The organism is Paenibacillus sp. GD4 (genome assembly GCF_030846225.1).
Lineage (GTDB): Bacteria > Bacillota > Bacilli > Paenibacillales > NBRC-103111 > Paenibacillus_G > Paenibacillus_G silviterrae.
Genome location: NZ_JAVCYK010000002.1, coordinates 272,981 through 288,337, shown reverse-complemented (window position 1 = coordinate 288,337; position 15,357 = coordinate 272,981). Strand labels below are relative to the sequence as shown.

At 50.9% G+C, this 15,357-nt stretch carries 15 protein-coding genes; 1 reads left to right on the top strand and 14 read right to left on the bottom strand.

The features are described 5' to 3' along the window. Window positions 1–62: 62 nt before the first annotated feature. From RAC89_RS24560 to RAC89_RS24525, 8 genes are all read right to left on the bottom strand, one after another. Entirely contained in the window at window positions 63–1,700 is a 1,638-nt protein-coding gene (locus RAC89_RS24560) for an extracellular solute-binding protein (RefSeq protein WP_306616376.1), read from the bottom strand. Window positions 1,701–1,730: 30 nt separating this feature from the next. Then, window positions 1,731–2,612 carry a carbohydrate ABC transporter permease gene (locus RAC89_RS24555; RefSeq protein ID WP_373430057.1) on the bottom strand — a complete coding sequence of 294 codons (882 nt, stop codon included), beginning with the start codon at window positions 2,610–2,612 and terminating at the stop codon, window positions 1,731–1,733. A 14-nt stretch (window positions 2,613–2,626) separates the two neighbouring features. Next, complete coding sequence (locus tag RAC89_RS24550) at window positions 2,627–3,577, bottom strand: ABC transporter permease (RefSeq protein ID WP_306616375.1); 951 nt, start codon at window positions 3,575–3,577, stop codon at window positions 2,627–2,629. Window positions 3,578–3,646: 69 nt separating this feature from the next. Continuing rightward, a complete protein-coding gene (locus RAC89_RS24545; RefSeq protein ID WP_306616374.1) occupies window positions 3,647–4,642 on the bottom strand; it encodes a Gfo/Idh/MocA family protein in 996 nt (331 codons plus the stop codon). Then, window positions 4,639–5,628, bottom strand: a complete 990-nt coding sequence (locus RAC89_RS24540; protein WP_306616373.1) for a Gfo/Idh/MocA family protein — start codon at window positions 5,626–5,628, stop codon at window positions 4,639–4,641. The genes RAC89_RS24545 and RAC89_RS24540 overlap by 4 nt, the downstream gene beginning before the upstream one ends. After that, window positions 5,621–6,781, bottom strand: a complete 1,161-nt coding sequence (locus RAC89_RS24535) for an ROK family transcriptional regulator (RefSeq protein ID WP_306616372.1) — start codon at window positions 6,779–6,781, stop codon at window positions 5,621–5,623. The genes RAC89_RS24540 and RAC89_RS24535 overlap by 8 nt, the downstream gene beginning before the upstream one ends. A gap of 315 nt (window positions 6,782–7,096) precedes the next feature. Further along, the gene (locus RAC89_RS24530; protein WP_306616371.1) at window positions 7,097–7,402 is read right to left on the bottom strand and encodes a WecB/TagA/CpsF family glycosyltransferase; all 306 of its coding nucleotides are present in this window, start codon (window positions 7,400–7,402) and stop codon (window positions 7,097–7,099) included. Further along, entirely contained in the window at window positions 7,366–7,734 is a 369-nt protein-coding gene (locus RAC89_RS24525; RefSeq protein ID WP_306616370.1) for a WecB/TagA/CpsF family glycosyltransferase, read from the bottom strand. Before RAC89_RS24525 ends, RAC89_RS24530 begins: the two co-directional genes overlap by 37 nt. Before the next feature lie 205 nt (window positions 7,735–7,939). Between RAC89_RS24525 and RAC89_RS24520 the strand changes: the two genes are divergently transcribed. Continuing rightward, complete coding sequence (locus tag RAC89_RS24520) at window positions 7,940–9,316, top strand: hypothetical protein (RefSeq protein WP_306616369.1); 1,377 nt, start codon at window positions 7,940–7,942, stop codon at window positions 9,314–9,316. On the opposite strand, the gene RAC89_RS24515 is transcribed toward RAC89_RS24520, so the two are convergent. From RAC89_RS24515 to RAC89_RS24490, 6 genes are read right to left on the bottom strand one after another with little or no spacing between them, the layout of a single operon-like run. Further along, window positions 9,270–10,142, bottom strand: a complete 873-nt coding sequence (locus RAC89_RS24515; protein ID WP_306616368.1) for a sulfurtransferase — start codon at window positions 10,140–10,142, stop codon at window positions 9,270–9,272. The two genes, RAC89_RS24520 and RAC89_RS24515, sit on opposite strands and share 47 nt — an antisense overlap. A gap of 18 nt (window positions 10,143–10,160) precedes the next feature. Then, entirely contained in the window at window positions 10,161–10,934 is a 774-nt protein-coding gene (locus tag RAC89_RS24510; RefSeq protein WP_306616367.1) for an ABC transporter ATP-binding protein, read from the bottom strand. Window positions 10,935–10,953: 19 nt separating this feature from the next. Next, window positions 10,954–11,970 (bottom strand): ABC transporter substrate-binding protein, encoded by a 1,017-nt coding sequence (locus RAC89_RS24505; RefSeq protein WP_306616366.1) that lies wholly within the window; start codon window positions 11,968–11,970, stop codon window positions 10,954–10,956. 42 nt (window positions 11,971–12,012) lie between these two features. Next, a complete protein-coding gene (locus RAC89_RS24500; RefSeq protein ID WP_306616365.1) occupies window positions 12,013–12,792 on the bottom strand; it encodes an ABC transporter permease in 780 nt (259 codons plus the stop codon). Window positions 12,793–12,827: 35 nt separating this feature from the next. Further along, the gene (locus RAC89_RS24495; RefSeq protein ID WP_306616364.1) at window positions 12,828–14,213 is read right to left on the bottom strand and encodes an LLM class flavin-dependent oxidoreductase; all 1,386 of its coding nucleotides are present in this window, start codon (window positions 14,211–14,213) and stop codon (window positions 12,828–12,830) included. A 14-nt stretch (window positions 14,214–14,227) separates the two neighbouring features. Further along, a complete protein-coding gene (locus tag RAC89_RS24490; protein ID WP_306616363.1) occupies window positions 14,228–15,214 on the bottom strand; it encodes an aldo/keto reductase in 987 nt (328 codons plus the stop codon). Between the last annotated feature and the right edge of the window lie 143 nt (window positions 15,215–15,357).

Below are 15,357 nucleotides of genomic sequence, written 5' to 3'. Positions count from 1 at the left end.
CGCTTACCCTTCAATTGTGATCATCCCTCTCCATGCTTGGTTAGCTGGAATTCATTGCTACCTTATTTTTTATACCGATCGTAAGCCGCTTGATAAATTTTCATGTAATCGTCCAGCCCCATTTTCTTGATCGTATCGACATACTTGTTCCAATCCGACAACGGTGCGGCGCCGGTAATAAACTTGGTTGTCATTTCGTCAATGTACGTTACAATATCGGTGTTCAACGCCTGCATTCGATCGGTTTCTTTGTCAGTGTAGCTGAATGCCGGCCAAACCTCCTTAGGCAAATCGGCCGCAACCTTTTTCGCCGCCTCCAAAGATTCCGGCATGCTTTCCGCCCCTTTGAAGTATTTCTCTCTTACGATGCCCGGATAACCGCCGCCCGGCCATGTCACGTATTTGACAAGCGCCTGCTCAAAGGTCAAGCCCTGCGGGTTCTTGTTGATTTCATCCGTATATTCGACGCTTCCGTCAGGCTTCTCGATGTAGCTTTTGTCCTTAAAGCCCATGAAGAACATTTTGTTGCCCTCTTCACCGAAGAAGTAATCCATCCAACGAACGGTCGCTTCCGGATTTTTGTTTTTGTTCGTAATCACGAACGCGCCGGGACCCGCAACAGCCGGTCGGTATTCGGAATGCAGCTTGTCGCCTCTCGGCCCTGCCAATGAAGGTGCGCCGATATAACCGGTCTGTTTCATCAGAGTGAAAGGGCTGCTTACGCGTACTGCACCAAATACGCCTTCCGCCCCTTTGGCGAAAAATTTATTTTGGTCCTTTTCGTTAACCAGGATATCCTTATCGATCAAGCCCTCGGCCCACAGCTTATTGAAATAGGTTATTAGCTCCTTGTAACGATCATCCGTCGGGATGAACCTCAGTTGGTTGTTCTCTCCCATGTCTACGAGAGGATGACTCGATCCCCGGTTTTGGAGGCCGAAGTAACCTTTGAAGTGAAGAATGACGTCCTTCAGCTTGGTCGCCCCCAAGGGTACTTCGTCCTGCTTCCCGTTTTTGTTAAGGTCGGTGCTTTTCACGGCTTTCAAGTAGTTGTAAAACTCGTCGAGCGTTGTCGGTTCCTTCATCCCTAAAGCGTCCAGCCATTCTTTCTTGATCCATAGCTTGGCGCCCATCCGAACCGACGGGAAGTCCGGGGAAAGCATGTTCGGGAAGCTGTAGATGTTGCCGTCAGGCATTGTAATCGCCTTTTTCACTTCAGGATATTGATCCATGATCTTCTTGAAGTTAGGCGCATGCTTATCTATCAGATCGTTCAGCTTGATAAGCGCGCCTTGACCACCGTACTTCATCAAGTCGTCCGTGCTGAATCTTCCGAGGTATATCGCATCAGGGTAATCGCCGCTTGCCATCATCAGATTCCGTTTCTCTGTCAACGCGTCGAACGGCACTAGCTGGAAGTCTACGTTGATGTTGGTCATCTTGGCGTACTCCTGCCATAGCATCGTTTCGTTCCAGTTATTAGCCGTCGTTGGGGCTTTCCCCGCCATCATCGTCAGCTTGATCGGCTCCTTCACAATGGGAAATCCGGAAGCATTCAGCTTGTCGCCCGCCGCAGGTGCCGGTGTGTTCTTGTCGGCCGTCCCCGGGCTCGTTCCGGCATCGCCGTCGCTGCAGGCTGCTACAAGTCCGGCGGATACGGCCGTGGTCAGGAGCAATGAGATCCATTTTTTCGTTTTCATCGATAAACCTCCCTGTTCTTATAACATGATTTATCCTTTAAGGGCTCCTATCATAACTCCCTTAACGAAATACTTTTGTAAAAATGGATACAAGAGCAGCACCGGCAAATTGGCGATAACGACGACGGCGTACTTGATCACTTCCACTTCCATAAGCTTTTTCGCGAGTGAGTCGTCAGCCATATCAATCATGGCCGCCATCTGCCCCTGAATTAATATTTCTCTCAAGATGAGCTGCAGCGGATATTTACCGCGATCCGACAAGTAGATCAAGGCTTGAAAGAACGCATTCCAGTGGCCAACAGCGTAGAACAGCACCATAACGGCGATGATCGGCATAGATAACGGCAGCACAACCCGAAGCAAAATGCGGAAATTGCTGCAGCCGTCAATGGAAGCGGCCTCCTGGATCTCGAACGGAATGCTGCTTTGAAAAAACGTCCTCATGATGATCACGTTATAAACCGCAATTGCATTCGGAATCACCATGGCCCACAAGGTATTGAGCATGCCCAGCTTTTTCACCAGCAAGTACGTCGGAATCAATCCGCCGCTGAAAAACATCGTAAACACAATAAACGCGGTAATCACGTGACGTCCGCGGAAGTCCGCCCTTGATAGAGGATACGCCGCGCATATCGTCAGCACGAGGTTGATCGCCGTACCGACCAGGGTGTACACAATGGTATTCATGTACCCGCTCAAAATCTCCTTATTCTGAAATACGCGCTCGTAACCGACGAAGTTGATGCCCTTGGGCAGCAGCCAAAGCTGACCTCTGGCTACCACGGAGGGTTCGCTTACGGACGCGCTAAGCACAAACAAAAGAGGATACATCACGATTACGGTAATCAGGATAAGCAATAGGGTATTCACGGCGTCAAACACTCGGTCTCCCCGGCTATAATCCATCAGGCGTCCCCTCTTTACCATAAGCTGGTTTGGTTCATTCGTTTGGCTGCAAAATTCACAAGCACCAGAAGAAAAAAGTTAATGATCGAATTAAACAGTCCGATGGCTGCGGAAAAGCTGTACTGCGCCTGGATGATCCCGCTTTTGTACACATAAGTGGAGATAACCTCGGAGCTTTCCAGGTTCAGGTCATTCTGCATAAGATACACCTTCTCGAAGCCGACACCCATGATCGATCCCATGTTCAGGATTAGCAAGATAACGATCGTCGGCATAATTCCCGGCAAGTTGACATGCCAAATGCGCTGAAGCCGGGTCGCCCCGTCTACCTTGGCCGCTTCGTGAAGCTGAGGGTCGATGCCCGCCAATGCGGCAAGGTATATGATGGAGCCCCATCCCATTTGCTGCCATACCCCCGACCCGACGAAGATCGTTTTGAACCAGGCCGGCTCCGTCATAAACGAAATGGGGTGTCCTCCTAAAATCCCGATCAGCTTGTTGATGACGCCGGTTTCCGGAGCGAGGAACATGACAACAATGCCGACAAGAACGACTGTAGAAAGAAAGTGCGGTGCGTACGTTACGGTCTGCACTATTTTTTTGAACCATATCCTTGTCGGCTTGATTTCATTTATCATTAAAGCCAGAATAATCGGCACCGGGAATCCGATTGCCAGCTGATATAGGCTGACTCCCAGTGTATTGGTGATGAGCCGCCAGAAGAAATAGCTGTCGAAGAAACGCTCGAAATGCATCATGCCTACCCACGAGCTGCCCCATATCCCTTTGGTGGCGACAAAATTTTTGAAAGCGATTTGAACACCGTACATGGGGATATATTCGAAAAGGATAAAGTAGGCAACGACCGGCGAGATCAGCAGATAAAGCTCCCAGTTTCTAAGGTAAGGCTTCCACCTTGTGCGAATTCTCGATTTGGTATTTTGAGGCAGCGAAGTGTCCTGCATAGCCTTCACCTCCTTCTAGAACGGACTTTATGACATCGCACCTTGTCTTATTTATGGGTTGACATACAGTCAATAATGCTTAACTTGCACCGTCCTGCCTTGCTTGACGGATTCATAAGCGGACCATGCCACTTCGGCGGCACGCAGTCCGTCCATGCCTGTGATGCTGGATTGGCGGCATTCGCGAATGCTTGCGACAAACTCTTCCACTAGAGCGGTATTGGACTTATCGCCCCAGTTGACATATTTATGGGAAGCTGGAGAGCCGTTCTCCCAAAGACTGCCCGCTTGCGCGAACGCATCCAGATGAATGGCGCCTTTCGTACCGATGATCCTCATTGTCACATCGCCCCAAGTGGAGAACGATTCCGGTCTTGACCAGCTTGTATCCAACGTGGCGATTACCCCGTTATCGAAGACCATAGAAAGCAGGCCGCAGTCATCCACAGGAATCTTATGCAGCAGGGTATCCGCTTCAGCGTATACTTCCTTCACTTCACTCCGCAGAAACCATCTCATCAGATCGACAACGTGAACCGTATGATCGAGAACCGCCCCGCCGCCGGACAATGCATAGTTGACGAACCATCCGCCCGGCATTTTGCCATGATTTGTAGCTGCAATGGCCACGATATCGCCGATATCGCCGGAGTCGATTTGCCACTTTACCCTTTTCACCGATTCGTTCATACGTACGGGGAAAGCCGTTTGAAGCACGAGGTTTTTCTCGGCGCATAAGTCAATCAGCTCGCGGGCTTCCGCTCCATCCGTAGTAATCGGCTTCTCGACCAGGATGTGCTTATTGGCTTCAGCAGCCTCGATAGCCAGAGGATAGTGTTTTCTATTCTCAGAAGAGATGACAACCCCGTCGACCTGCTCCAGAAGCTGCCTGTAATCAGGGTAAAAGGTTGTATTGAAGCGTTCGGCCGCTTGTTGTCCGCGCTGTGAATCATCGTCGTAAACTCCGGAAATTTCCACACACTCGTTCGTCTGCAATCCCGCTGCATAACTGTTCGCGTGGCCCATGTGGGCGAAGCTGATCATCCCTATCCGCAGCTTGTTCATCGTTGGTCCACCCCCACATCGACAGGTTGGTTGGTTCGTGCCGATTGTACGGCTGCGAGCCCGATCTTGAGCGATTCCAACGCTTCCTCACCCGAGGTAAGAGGAACTTCCTTATTTTTCACGCAGTGGATAAAATGCTCCAGCTCCAGCGCATAGGGACTTTTCGCCAGCGGGCTTTCCGGTACACCGGCTGGGGAGGCCGTTCCGCCGAACTGTACGACTGAATTCGATTTGTCTCTATCGTATAGGACCATTCCCTTCGTCCCCGCCACTTCGAGCGAGGTCTGAAAGGGCGCGCCTTGCGGGTAAGCCCAGCTTGCCTCCACATGCGCCATAACACCGCTTTCAAAACGAATGAGCGTCAGTGAATGATCGAAGTTCTCCCGTTCCCCGTTAAGCGTACGGCTGAACACCCGCCGAACCGGTCCGAAGCACCAGCGCAAATAGTCGATATCATGAATGGCGAGGTCGATTATAGGACCCCCACTTCGGGAGTAATCGCCGAACCAGGTCGACCATTTGGGGAATGCGCCGGATCGGATCGTTCGAACGACGCCCGGCTTGCCCAGCTTCCCGGACTGCAATTGTTCTCTTGCCGAACGGTATTCCGGGAAAAACCTCACGACATGACCCACCATCAGCGTTACATCGGCCTTTTTGCAGGCTGCGATCATGGCAGATGCGTCTTCCACCGTAAGTGCGATGGGTTTCTCGCAGAACACATGCTTGCCATAAGCGGCTGCCAGCTCTACCGCCTCCCGATGAAGATCGGTAGGCAGACAAATATCGACTGCATCAATGTTTGCACTATTCAGCATAGCCGCCAGACTACCGTACGTCTCAGCGTTCCATTCATCGGCAATCCTCCGCGCCTTTTCCATATCCGCATCGCAAACCGCCGCAACAGTTACGTCATCTAGCTGCCGATACGCCCGTTGGTGCGTGTTGCCCATCGTACCGGCTCCAACCAAGCCTATTCTAAACATGATATACCCTCCCGGTTTTGTCTCCTGCTTCGAAATTGACATTTCGAAAAAAGTGATTTAATGCTAACGAGCCCGCCCCAACAATTCCTGCGTTTAAACGGGTCCGGCATTCCTCGATCTGAACATGCTCTGCGAACACCGGCATGCTGCGCAGCTTCACTACCTGTTTCACTTGACAGAACAAACGAGTGTTATTTAGTGCAAGCTCACCTCCCATAAGAATCAACGAGGGATTAAACAAATGGATGAGAGTGACAATCCCCCTTCCCAGCATCTCTCCTGCATAATCCATCAAACGAATTGCCGTGGAATCACCCTCATTGCTAAGCTTGACCAGTTCTACTAGTGTTGGAGCCTCCTTGCTCCCCGTCCAGCTGCACCATTGATCCAACAGTGCCGCGGCCCCGATCAGCTTCCCTAGACACCCTATGTTGCCGCAATGGCAAGGAGGGCCGGACGGGTCGACGGTAATATGTCCAAATTCCCCTGCGCCTCCAGCTCCTCCGGTAAATAAATTTCCCGAGAGAAATAGCCCTGCTCCAACGGCCCTGCCTACATGAAGGTACAAAAAATTGTGTACATTCTGGCTTCGGCCATAAAGGAATTCACCATAGGCGGCTGCATTGGCATCGTTCTCGAGCCAGATAGGAACCTGAAAATGCTTCTCCAGCTCCTCCTTCAATGACAAGTGGTTAATATTCAAGCTGGTGGCCGTAATGACTTTGCTTTTATTCGGGTCGATGATACCCGGTACGGCAATGCCGATACCAAGCAGACGCGGCCCTTGAATGCTCCCGACCATTTCGCGGATTACATCAAGGAGGATTGTGATCAGTTCTCCTTGCCTAACGGGAGGAATCGGCTTCGTTATCAGGAGATCCGCCTTCATATTCATAAGGGCGGCCCGGCTTTGCTCGAGATCAATGGCGACCACCATTCCTGCGTCCTTGGCCAGTTCCACCAGGATCGGCTTCCTTCCGCCATTCGAATCTCCCTTGCCTACTTCGACTACAAAGCCATTGGCAATGAATTGGTCGACGATCACGGTTACCGTCGTTGGACTTAACCGCAAATCCTTGGCTAATTGGGAACGGGACAAAGGCCCTTTCTCCCGAATGGCATTAAAGATCAAGGCCTGATTGATTTCTTTCATTAGCTGGAGATTTCCAGTACGAGCCATTTCCTTATTCATAAATAAATCCGGTCCCCATTCCTACTTACTTTTTCCAGTGAGCAAATGAAGTCGTATGTTTTATAGATATTCCATCTATTCCTGAAAATAACTTCACACAATGTTCAAGTTTTTATTTATTTTAGGGACCCGTTCAGGGGAAATAAAAAAAGCAGCACTCAGCCACAACATGACCGCGTACCGCTTCATTTTTACTTTAAGAGCTGCAAAGTTGTTTTGTTTACATAACATATATTACGTTAACTATATTTCTTTTAAAAACAAGGAAACTGCCGTTCATCCTCTACGGATAATCGCCCTGTACACAAATTTTGGCAACGCCGTTTGTCTGCGCCATCTCGATTTTTGCCCTTTGGCCACCGGTACGGTCAACAATCGATGCAGCCATTCAAGATTGAGCCGCTTCCACACTTGTGGAGTAATCGCGGTTTTCCCGGCAATCACATCCAAGCTCCCCCCAACGCCGAAAACAACCTTACCGTTTGCAAGAGCCTCCTTATGCGATTGGATCCACTTGTCCGAATACGGTGCTCCCATGGCTACAATTAGCACATCCGGTTGGGCACGCCGAATGTCCTCCACAAGGACCGGCTCCTCTTCCTTTGTAATCGATTCCCTTCCTCCAAAAGGCGAAGCAGCAGGTCGTACCCCGTCACCCTCTCCGTAATCGGGTCCCCTTTCCTTCTGGAGGCGTACACAATCCCGATTCCGTCCGGTGTAATCCAATCCGCTTCTTGAATGATGGCCTGCAGCGCCCGATCCGATTGTCGGGCTATGGCAATCTCCGGGTTGACCGTGATCAGATGCAGCAGCTTCGTATGCTCCTGTTGAATATGTCGTTGTAAATGCAAGGTCGTCTCATCCAAAGTGAGTTTGGAGAAAGGAATCCCCAAAATCTCTACTGTTTCCTTCATTTCATCACCATCCGTATGTACTCATACATATACAGATTCTACCATGCTTCCGCACACTTATCGAATGATGAATGCCTCATAGCCTAATGACAAAATTCGCTTTGACCAAGTTCATACATGCCTTGCCCCAGGGTTGTCGTTCTCACCGAACCTTGTTATAATACGATATCGTTCCATACATCCTTGTTAAGTCAGGAGCCTCGCTATGTGGGATCACTGGTCGCAAAAACTCAGACCTTGCTTATTTACTTTATTGGTAATCTCCTTCACGGTTGACGTAGCCTACGGAGGGGCTGCATGGATCAAATATATCGAAGGGGTGCTGGCTCTCCTTTGCTTCGTTATGTCCTTCCATGCGGCAAGACGTATGTTCCGGATCGTAGGCTCTCTTTTCATCACAGCCGGGGCAGCATGTCTAGTCTGGGCGCACATCCCTATCCAGAAGCTCCCTCTAATGTTTACGTCTAACGTCATGCTGATTTCCCTTCTTTATATGCTGCCGTTTGTCAACCACGCTATCCGTGTTGGCGGTTATGACCGCCATTTAAGCCGTTGGCTTCAAGTGCAAGGCGGTCGGCTCGATCTACTTTTTGTTCGTTCGATCATCGTCAGCTATTGTCTGAGCCTGTTCCTATTCTTTGCTGCACTTCCCTTAATGAAGCGGGTCCTCGGCAAATACTTGGCGGGAGTGGATGAGGCTGAGGCCAAACGATTCGTGGCTTCCTCGGTTCTGCCCGGCTTCGGCATTGTGGCCGTATGGAGCCCTGTAGAGCCACTTGTCGCTACCGCCGTATTACTAACCGGCGTGTCCTACGCGAAGCTCTTTCCTTGGATGTTCGGCTTGTCGCTCGTACTTCTCACATTGGGTAGTCTCCGTGGATTAGCCTATCGCCAAGCCGGGGTCATGGAGACGGCAGCGGTCTCAAGCAGCCTTGCAGCACCCAAGCCTCCGTCATGGAGACATACCTTCCAGTTCCTATTTGCACTGGCCTTATTAATGGGTACTGCCTTTATGGTGCATTCCGTCTTCCCTATCACTTTCTTCACGGCGATGACGTTAATTCTGCTGCCCTTCTCGATCCTATGGGCCTACATGAAACGCCGATTCAGCCGATTTGTGAAGATCAGCCGTAAGAAATGGCGGGAAAGTACCGACGGCCTTCGGCATTTGCTGGTGTTGTTTTTATCCTTCGGATTCTTTAACATGGCGATTGCCCAGACGCCTTTATTCACTTGGCTTGCCGGACCCGTTCAAGCAATATCGGCGTGGCCGGTCCTGCTGTTCCTTAGCATAGGTGTTCTCTTCCTGGTGCTTCCCGTACTTGGATTACACCCGCTGGTCGTGATGAGCGTGATCGGTTTATTTTTGCCGCCTATACTTGAGGTCATTTCCCCGCTCAGTATCGCTGTCGTCATGATTGTCTGCAGTCTCGCCTCAGCCTTTATGGGCACGTTTAATTCAACGGTAACGATTATGAGCGGGCTGCTTCAGGTGAACCCTTACCGGATCACGTTATGGAATTTGGCATTCGGAGTTATCTTCGCTTCGGTCGGTGTGATTGCAGGTCTTCTGTTGTTGTAATAGGATGCTCCGGATAACTGATCCAATCGGACCAGCTTCCCGCATACAAACGGACTTTGGAGAACCCGGCTTCCCGAAGGGCAAGCACGTTGGGTGTGGCGGAGATGCCGGATCCGCAATAGACAATAATTTCCTCATCCTTCGGTAACCCGGCAAAATGCTCCTGTAACGCTTCAACGGGTTTCCAGGTACCGTCTTTATGCAAGCCGTCCTTCCAGAAAAAATGTACTGCTCCCGGAATATGGCCTGCAACCGGGTCAAACGGAGCTTCCAGACCCAAATATTGGTTCGCATCCCGCGAATCAACGAGGGTTGCTCTACGTTTTCCTTGCACGACCGATCTTACGTCTTCAACAGCAGCCAAGGCTTCCTCCCGGATACGGGGAACCAACCGGCGTGCAGCAGGCTGAGGCTGCTCCACAGTAACGGGCAGTCCTGCTCCCTTCCATGCCTCAAAACCTCCATCAAGAACCCGAACGTCTTCGACGCCGATATATTGAAGCACCCACCACAAACGGGCTGCTGCAGGTCCATTCACATCCTCATACACGACGACGGTAGTACTCGTATCGATTCCGAGAGCTCCAAACCGTTCGGCAAGCCGTTCAGGTGCCGGTAATGGGCTTCGTCCGCCATGCTCCAGGGCCGGATCCGTCAGGTCTGCCTTGAAGTCAACGAATACAGCCCCCGGCAAGTGCCCTGCATCGTAAGCACACCTGCCATAGTTCGCTTCTTTCGGTGAAAACCGAACGTCCGCAATGACGAGATTTCCCTCCGATATGCGCTCACGCAACCACTCCACATTGACAATTACTGAATTGGACATGCCCAATCCTCCCCTATATTAGATAACGTACTCCAGATCGTCCTGTGACTTAACTTGATGAATGGCAGCATAAATATCGTTCTGAATTTTGAGCAATTGGACATCGTCGCGTTTGCGCGGTCGTGGATACGGAACCTCAAAAACGGCTTGGATTTGCCCCGGCCTAGGCGAAAGTAATACGACACGGTCTCCCAAAAATACGGCTTCGGATACATCATGCGTGACAAAGCAGACTGTTTTCTTCTCGGTCTCCCATATTTGCAGCAGGTCGTCCTGCAGCTGGAGGCGTGTCAAATGATCGACCGCTCCAAACGGTTCGTCCATTAACAGCACCTCGGGGTTGTTCGCCAGCGCCCGAGCCAAGCCCGCTCTCTGCTTCATGCCGCCTGACAATTGGTGCGGATATTTATTCTCAAACCCTCTCAGGCCGACCATGTCCAAATATTTTTGAATAACCGCTTTTCTTTCCGCTTTCGGTATGCGGCCCAGCTCGGGCCCAAGCCCGACATTCTGCGCGATGGTTCGCCAGGGGTATAATGACGGATCCTGGAATACAACCCCCCTTTCTACGCCCGGTCCTTTCAGTTGTTTGCCGTTGAACAGCACTTCCCCTGACGTGGGCAGCTGCAGCCCTGCCAATATTTCCAGCAGCGTGCTTTTGCCGCATCCGCTTGGGCCGAGCAGGCTAAGAAATTCTCCGTCTTTGACTGTTAGGTTAATATCGGTCAATGTATCGATGGGGCTTGAGCCTTCATATTTTTTGTAAACTGCCTGAAGCGAGAATTCGGCCATAAGTACCTGCTCCTCCCCTTTACTTCTTCGGAATAAATCTTAGATCGAGAATTTTATCGGTATCGTAAATTTTATCCTGCAATCCGAGCTCCAGTTGTACCTGCTGCGTATCCTGCAGAGCCTTCCTGTCCACGTCCGGGTTGTTTTCCCAAAGCACTCTTTCCCTCTCGAACGCTTTATCCAATGCCGCCGGGTCGACCTTGATCTTTGACAGAAAGTACGCCTTATACTCGTCCGGATGGCTTTTCGCGTATTCTTGCGATTTGAAGTAGGCGCGCAGCAGCTTCTCAATCAATTCCGGCTTCTTGGCAATGAAATCGTTGCTGGACGCCAAAATGCCGGTGTGGAAGGTCGGCAAGTAATCCCAGCCTTTAGCCAAAATTTTACCCTTGCCGTTCTGCTCGACAAGCGAAGCAAATGGCTCGTGAATGATCGTCGCATCCACCTGGCCCGAAGTTAAACTGGCATAAGCCGCATCGTTAGCCCCGTTAGCCAGATAGGTCACATCCGTTTTACTTAAGCCGTGTTTCTTTAGGATGACTTGTGTATACACATCCAGTCCGCTGCCGAAAGCAGCTGCTCCGACTTTTTTCCCTTTCAATTCTTCAACACTGTTGATTCCCGGTGCGGCTACAAGATAGAACGGCCCTTTGGTGCGGAACATGGATGCAACAATTTTGATCGGCGCACCCTTCCCGGCTGCAATAATCGCGGTTGTCGTTGCAATATCGGCGATGTCGACGTCTTTGCTCGTCAGGCTCTCCACAGGATTTTGCGTTGTGATGAATTCTACATCCAGCCCTTCCTCCTTGAAAAAGCCTTTCTCGGCGCCAAAGTTGACCGCCAGCCCGCTCACCCCGCTAAATGCCGCATAACGGATTTTTTGCAGCTTCTTCTCCCCGCCGTTCGCTCCCGCTGCAGCAGCGGAGGATCCTGATGCTTTTTGCCCTCCCCCGGCGTTATTGGAGCATGCACTAAGCATAAGTACCAATACCATACTAAACAGACCCATTCCTCGCCACACCTGTTTTTTCATATAAGTCTCTCCCCTGCGAAATAATGTAAGAGTTTATCTTTTCTAATGCGATTTCCATTTCAACACAACTCTTCTCTCAAACAGATCGATGACCGAAATAATAAGGACAGAAACAATGGTCACGATGGTAATAATGGCAAAAGCTTTGGCCGTATCGTAAGTTGATGTCGCCTGTACCAGCAAATTGCCGAGTCCGTCCTTGGACGCGATCATCTCCCCGAACAGGGCTCCAACAAGTCCTGTCGCAGCAGAAACCCTAAGTGATACGAAGATTGTTGGTGCAGCCGACGGCAAAATCACCTTCGTAATCGTTTGGAACCTAGTCGCTTCAAAGACACGGGCTACCTTCAGATGATTATCCGCCGTTTGCTTAATGCCTGTAATCGTATTGAAGGCGATCGTAAAGAAGCAGAACAAAAAGACAATCGCTATTTTATGCGATAACCCGATGCCAACCCACAGCATAAGCAAAGGGATAATCGTTACTTTGGGTACGGCAAGCAGCGCTGACAGGAAAGGACGGAAGAACGACTCCGCCCTTGGCACGAGAACCAGAAACAGTCCCGTACCAACGCCTGCTATCGCCGACAACACATAGCCAGCCGTAAATTCTCCCAGCGTGACCAGCAGATGGTGGAAAATAACGCCTTTGGAGAACAAGCTGACGATTTCTATTACCACTTGAGTAGGCTTCGACAAATACAACGAGCCGATGATGTCAGCACGAACCAAGTACTCTACTAAGGCTAGAAAAAGCAATAAAAATGCGAGTTGAGCGGTAACGATCCGCCAGTTTTTCAGGCCGAATTTGCTGTCGTCCAAAACTTTTCCCTCCTTCCATCCGTTGAGGTCTGGTTTTATCCATTACCCAAAACGGCCTTCTGCTTTGCAAACCTGCTCGCCGGTCGCTTTAAGCCGAAATGCTCACGGAATGTGGTCCCCTCGTATTCCGTACGGAACAACCCACGGCGCTGGAGCTCAGGAACGACGAGATCCACGAATAAATCGAGCCCCCCCGGCATGTAAGGCGAGCACAGGTTAAAGCCGTCTGCCGCCTCGTTCAAGAACCAGCGTTCCATTTCATCAGCAATTTGCTCCGGACTGCCGACAAGCAGGAGATGACCTCTGACAACCGCGGCAAAATAATGGAACAGCTCGCGAATCGTAATGTCTTCATGCCCGGATGCGTTCTGGGCCAGACGAATGAATTCTCTGGATTCCGCTGGATCCGGAAGCGACGATAATGACAAATCCGGCAGCGGATCGTCGAGCGAGTAGCCCGTCAAATCCATTCCGATACGCGCAGACAACGGACGAAGGTCGTAATTCGTAACGAGCAGCGAGCTCAGCTCGCGGTATTTCGCCCGCGCCTCCTCTTCCGTTCTTCCGACCAGGGGGACCAGCCCTGGCATAATGAACAGCTCCTCTCTGGAACGTCCGTACTTCGCCAGCTTGCTTTTGACACTGGCATAAAATTTGCGGGCTTCCTCAAACAAAATTTGCCCCGTGAAAATGACGTTGGAAAATTGAGCGCCCAGCTCCTGGCTGCGCTCCGAAGTTCCGGCCGATAACAACGGAATTTGCCCCTGCGGCGGACGGGCTACATTCAGCGGACCGGCCACGGAGAAATGTTCCCCCTTGTGGTGCAGCGCATGAACTTTGCTCTCATCTACGTACACTCCCGTTTCTTTATTTCTGACAAATGCGTCATCTTCCCATGTGTCCCATAAATCTTTGACAAGCTGAACGAATTCATCGGCGTAATCGTAGCGCTTCGTATTATCCCAGTGCTTATCACGGCTGAAATTGAGTGCAGCCCGAGCATCCGCCCCGGTTACCACGTTCCATGCCACCCGTCCTTGACTTAAATAGTCAAGCGATGCCGTCATTCGGGCGATATGATACGGCTCGGCATAGGTTGTGTTTGCCGTAACGATCAGCCCGATTTTTTCCGTAACCGCCGTTAGGTGGGCAATCATCGTAAAGGGCTCGAGTCGCACCATTTGGGAAGGGAATTGATACTGCATATCAGCGCTTGTAGCCAGAGCATCCCCCAGGAAGAAGAAATCGAACTTTCCCTCCTCGAGTTTTTGAGCGACCCGCTGCAAAAACTTCGGATCGAAGGCTCCGTCCGTTACCGCTTCTGGTAAGCGCCAGCCTGCAGGATGGTACCCGGTCGAGAAAAGAAACAAGCCTAAATGTAATTTCCGGTTTTGATTCTGAGAATAGTTTGGTTGCGTCATCTGTCGCCAGCTCCTTATCGTAGTATTCCGATGTTACGCGAAATTTCATCTATCTTCGCCAATTCCTCGGCGCTTAACCGCTCCCCGGCAAATTGCAGCGCGTCTTGAATATGCTTAGGCTTCGATGCACCCAGGATGGCGGAGGAAATATAGGAATGACTGAGTACCCATGCCAATGAAAATTGGGCGACGGACCAGCCCCGTGCTTCAGCGAGCGGTCGAATATGGGTAATAAGCTCGTGCGAAGGATGCTTCTCAAGCAGCTGCATCAGTCGCTTCTCCCCTGCCGCCAAACGGGACCCCGTCTCAGGCTTCTCTTCCTGTTGATACTTCCCGGTCAGGATCCCTCTGCCCAGCGGACTATAGACGATGACGCCGACTTGATCCGATTGAGCATACGGGACGAGCTCCTGCTCGATTTCTCGGGAGATGAGGCTGAATTCCGGTTGAACGCTTTCGAACCGGTTCAGCAAGTACTGCGCGCTGATCCCGTTGGCTTTGGCGAGCTGCCATGCCGCAAAGTTAGAGCAGCCGATATAGCGGATTTTCCCTTGCTTCACCAGATCATCCAGCGCACCAAGCGTCTCTTCCAGCGGTGTATTCGGATCGAATCCGTGTACTTGATACAAATCGATATAATCTGTTCTCAATCGCCGTAAGCTGTTCTCCAGCGCTCTATAAATGTGATACCGGCTGAGGCCCGCATCGTTCACACCTCGGCCGACCGGCGCTTTGACTTTGGTGGCCAGAATGATGTCATGCCGTCTGCCTTGCAGAAGATTACCGAGGATTGTCTCCGACTCTCCGGTTAAGGTAGGATCCCCCAAGTCCATCCCTCTTCCGTATACGTCCGCCGTATCGATGAAGTTAATGCCCGACTCTATCGCTTGATCCAGCACGCCAGCGGATGCTTTTTCATCGATCCATCGACCGAATGCCATCGTACCCAAGCTGATTTCGGAAACCTTTAAACCGGTTCTTCCAAGCTTTCTGTATTGCATACATACACCCCTTATCCTAATGACATTTAATGGAATCCTTCCTTCTCGGATACAAAAAACAGCCAGAAAGACACATCGAATGCTTCATGTGCCTCTCCGGCTGTCCGGTAGAGATTATATATTCATCCATTTCTGGCCGAAAA

Coding starts and splice junctions, on each gene's coding strand:
- RAC89_RS24560 (WP_306616376.1), bottom strand. CDS start 1,700: ATGAAAACGAAAAAATGGATCTCATTGCTCCTGACCACGGCCGTATCC.
- RAC89_RS24555 (WP_373430057.1), bottom strand. CDS start 2,612: ATGGATTATAGCCGGGGAGACCGAGTGTTTGACGCCGTGAATACCCTA.
- RAC89_RS24550 (WP_306616375.1), bottom strand. CDS start 3,577: ATGCAGGACACTTCGCTGCCTCAAAATACCAAATCGAGAATTCGCACA.
- RAC89_RS24545 (WP_306616374.1), bottom strand. CDS start 4,642: ATGAACAAGCTGCGGATAGGGATGATCAGCTTCGCCCACATGGGCCAC.
- RAC89_RS24540 (WP_306616373.1), bottom strand. CDS start 5,628: ATGTTTAGAATAGGCTTGGTTGGAGCCGGTACGATGGGCAACACGCAC.
- RAC89_RS24535 (WP_306616372.1), bottom strand. CDS start 6,781: ATGAAAGAAATCAATCAGGCCTTGATCTTTAATGCCATTCGGGAGAAA.
- RAC89_RS24525 (WP_306616370.1), bottom strand. CDS start 7,734: ATGAAGGAAACAGTAGAGATTTTGGGGATTCCTTTCTCCAAACTCACT.
- RAC89_RS24520 (WP_306616369.1), top strand. CDS start 7,940: ATGTGGGATCACTGGTCGCAAAAACTCAGACCTTGCTTATTTACTTTA.
- RAC89_RS24515 (WP_306616368.1), bottom strand. CDS start 10,142: ATGTCCAATTCAGTAATTGTCAATGTGGAGTGGTTGCGTGAGCGCATA.
- RAC89_RS24510 (WP_306616367.1), bottom strand. CDS start 10,934: ATGGCCGAATTCTCGCTTCAGGCAGTTTACAAAAAATATGAAGGCTCA.
- RAC89_RS24505 (WP_306616366.1), bottom strand. CDS start 11,970: ATGAAAAAACAGGTGTGGCGAGGAATGGGTCTGTTTAGTATGGTATTG.
- RAC89_RS24495 (WP_306616364.1), bottom strand. CDS start 14,213: ATGACGCAACCAAACTATTCTCAGAATCAAAACCGGAAATTACATTTA.
- RAC89_RS24490 (WP_306616363.1), bottom strand. CDS start 15,214: ATGCAATACAGAAAGCTTGGAAGAACCGGTTTAAAGGTTTCCGAAATC.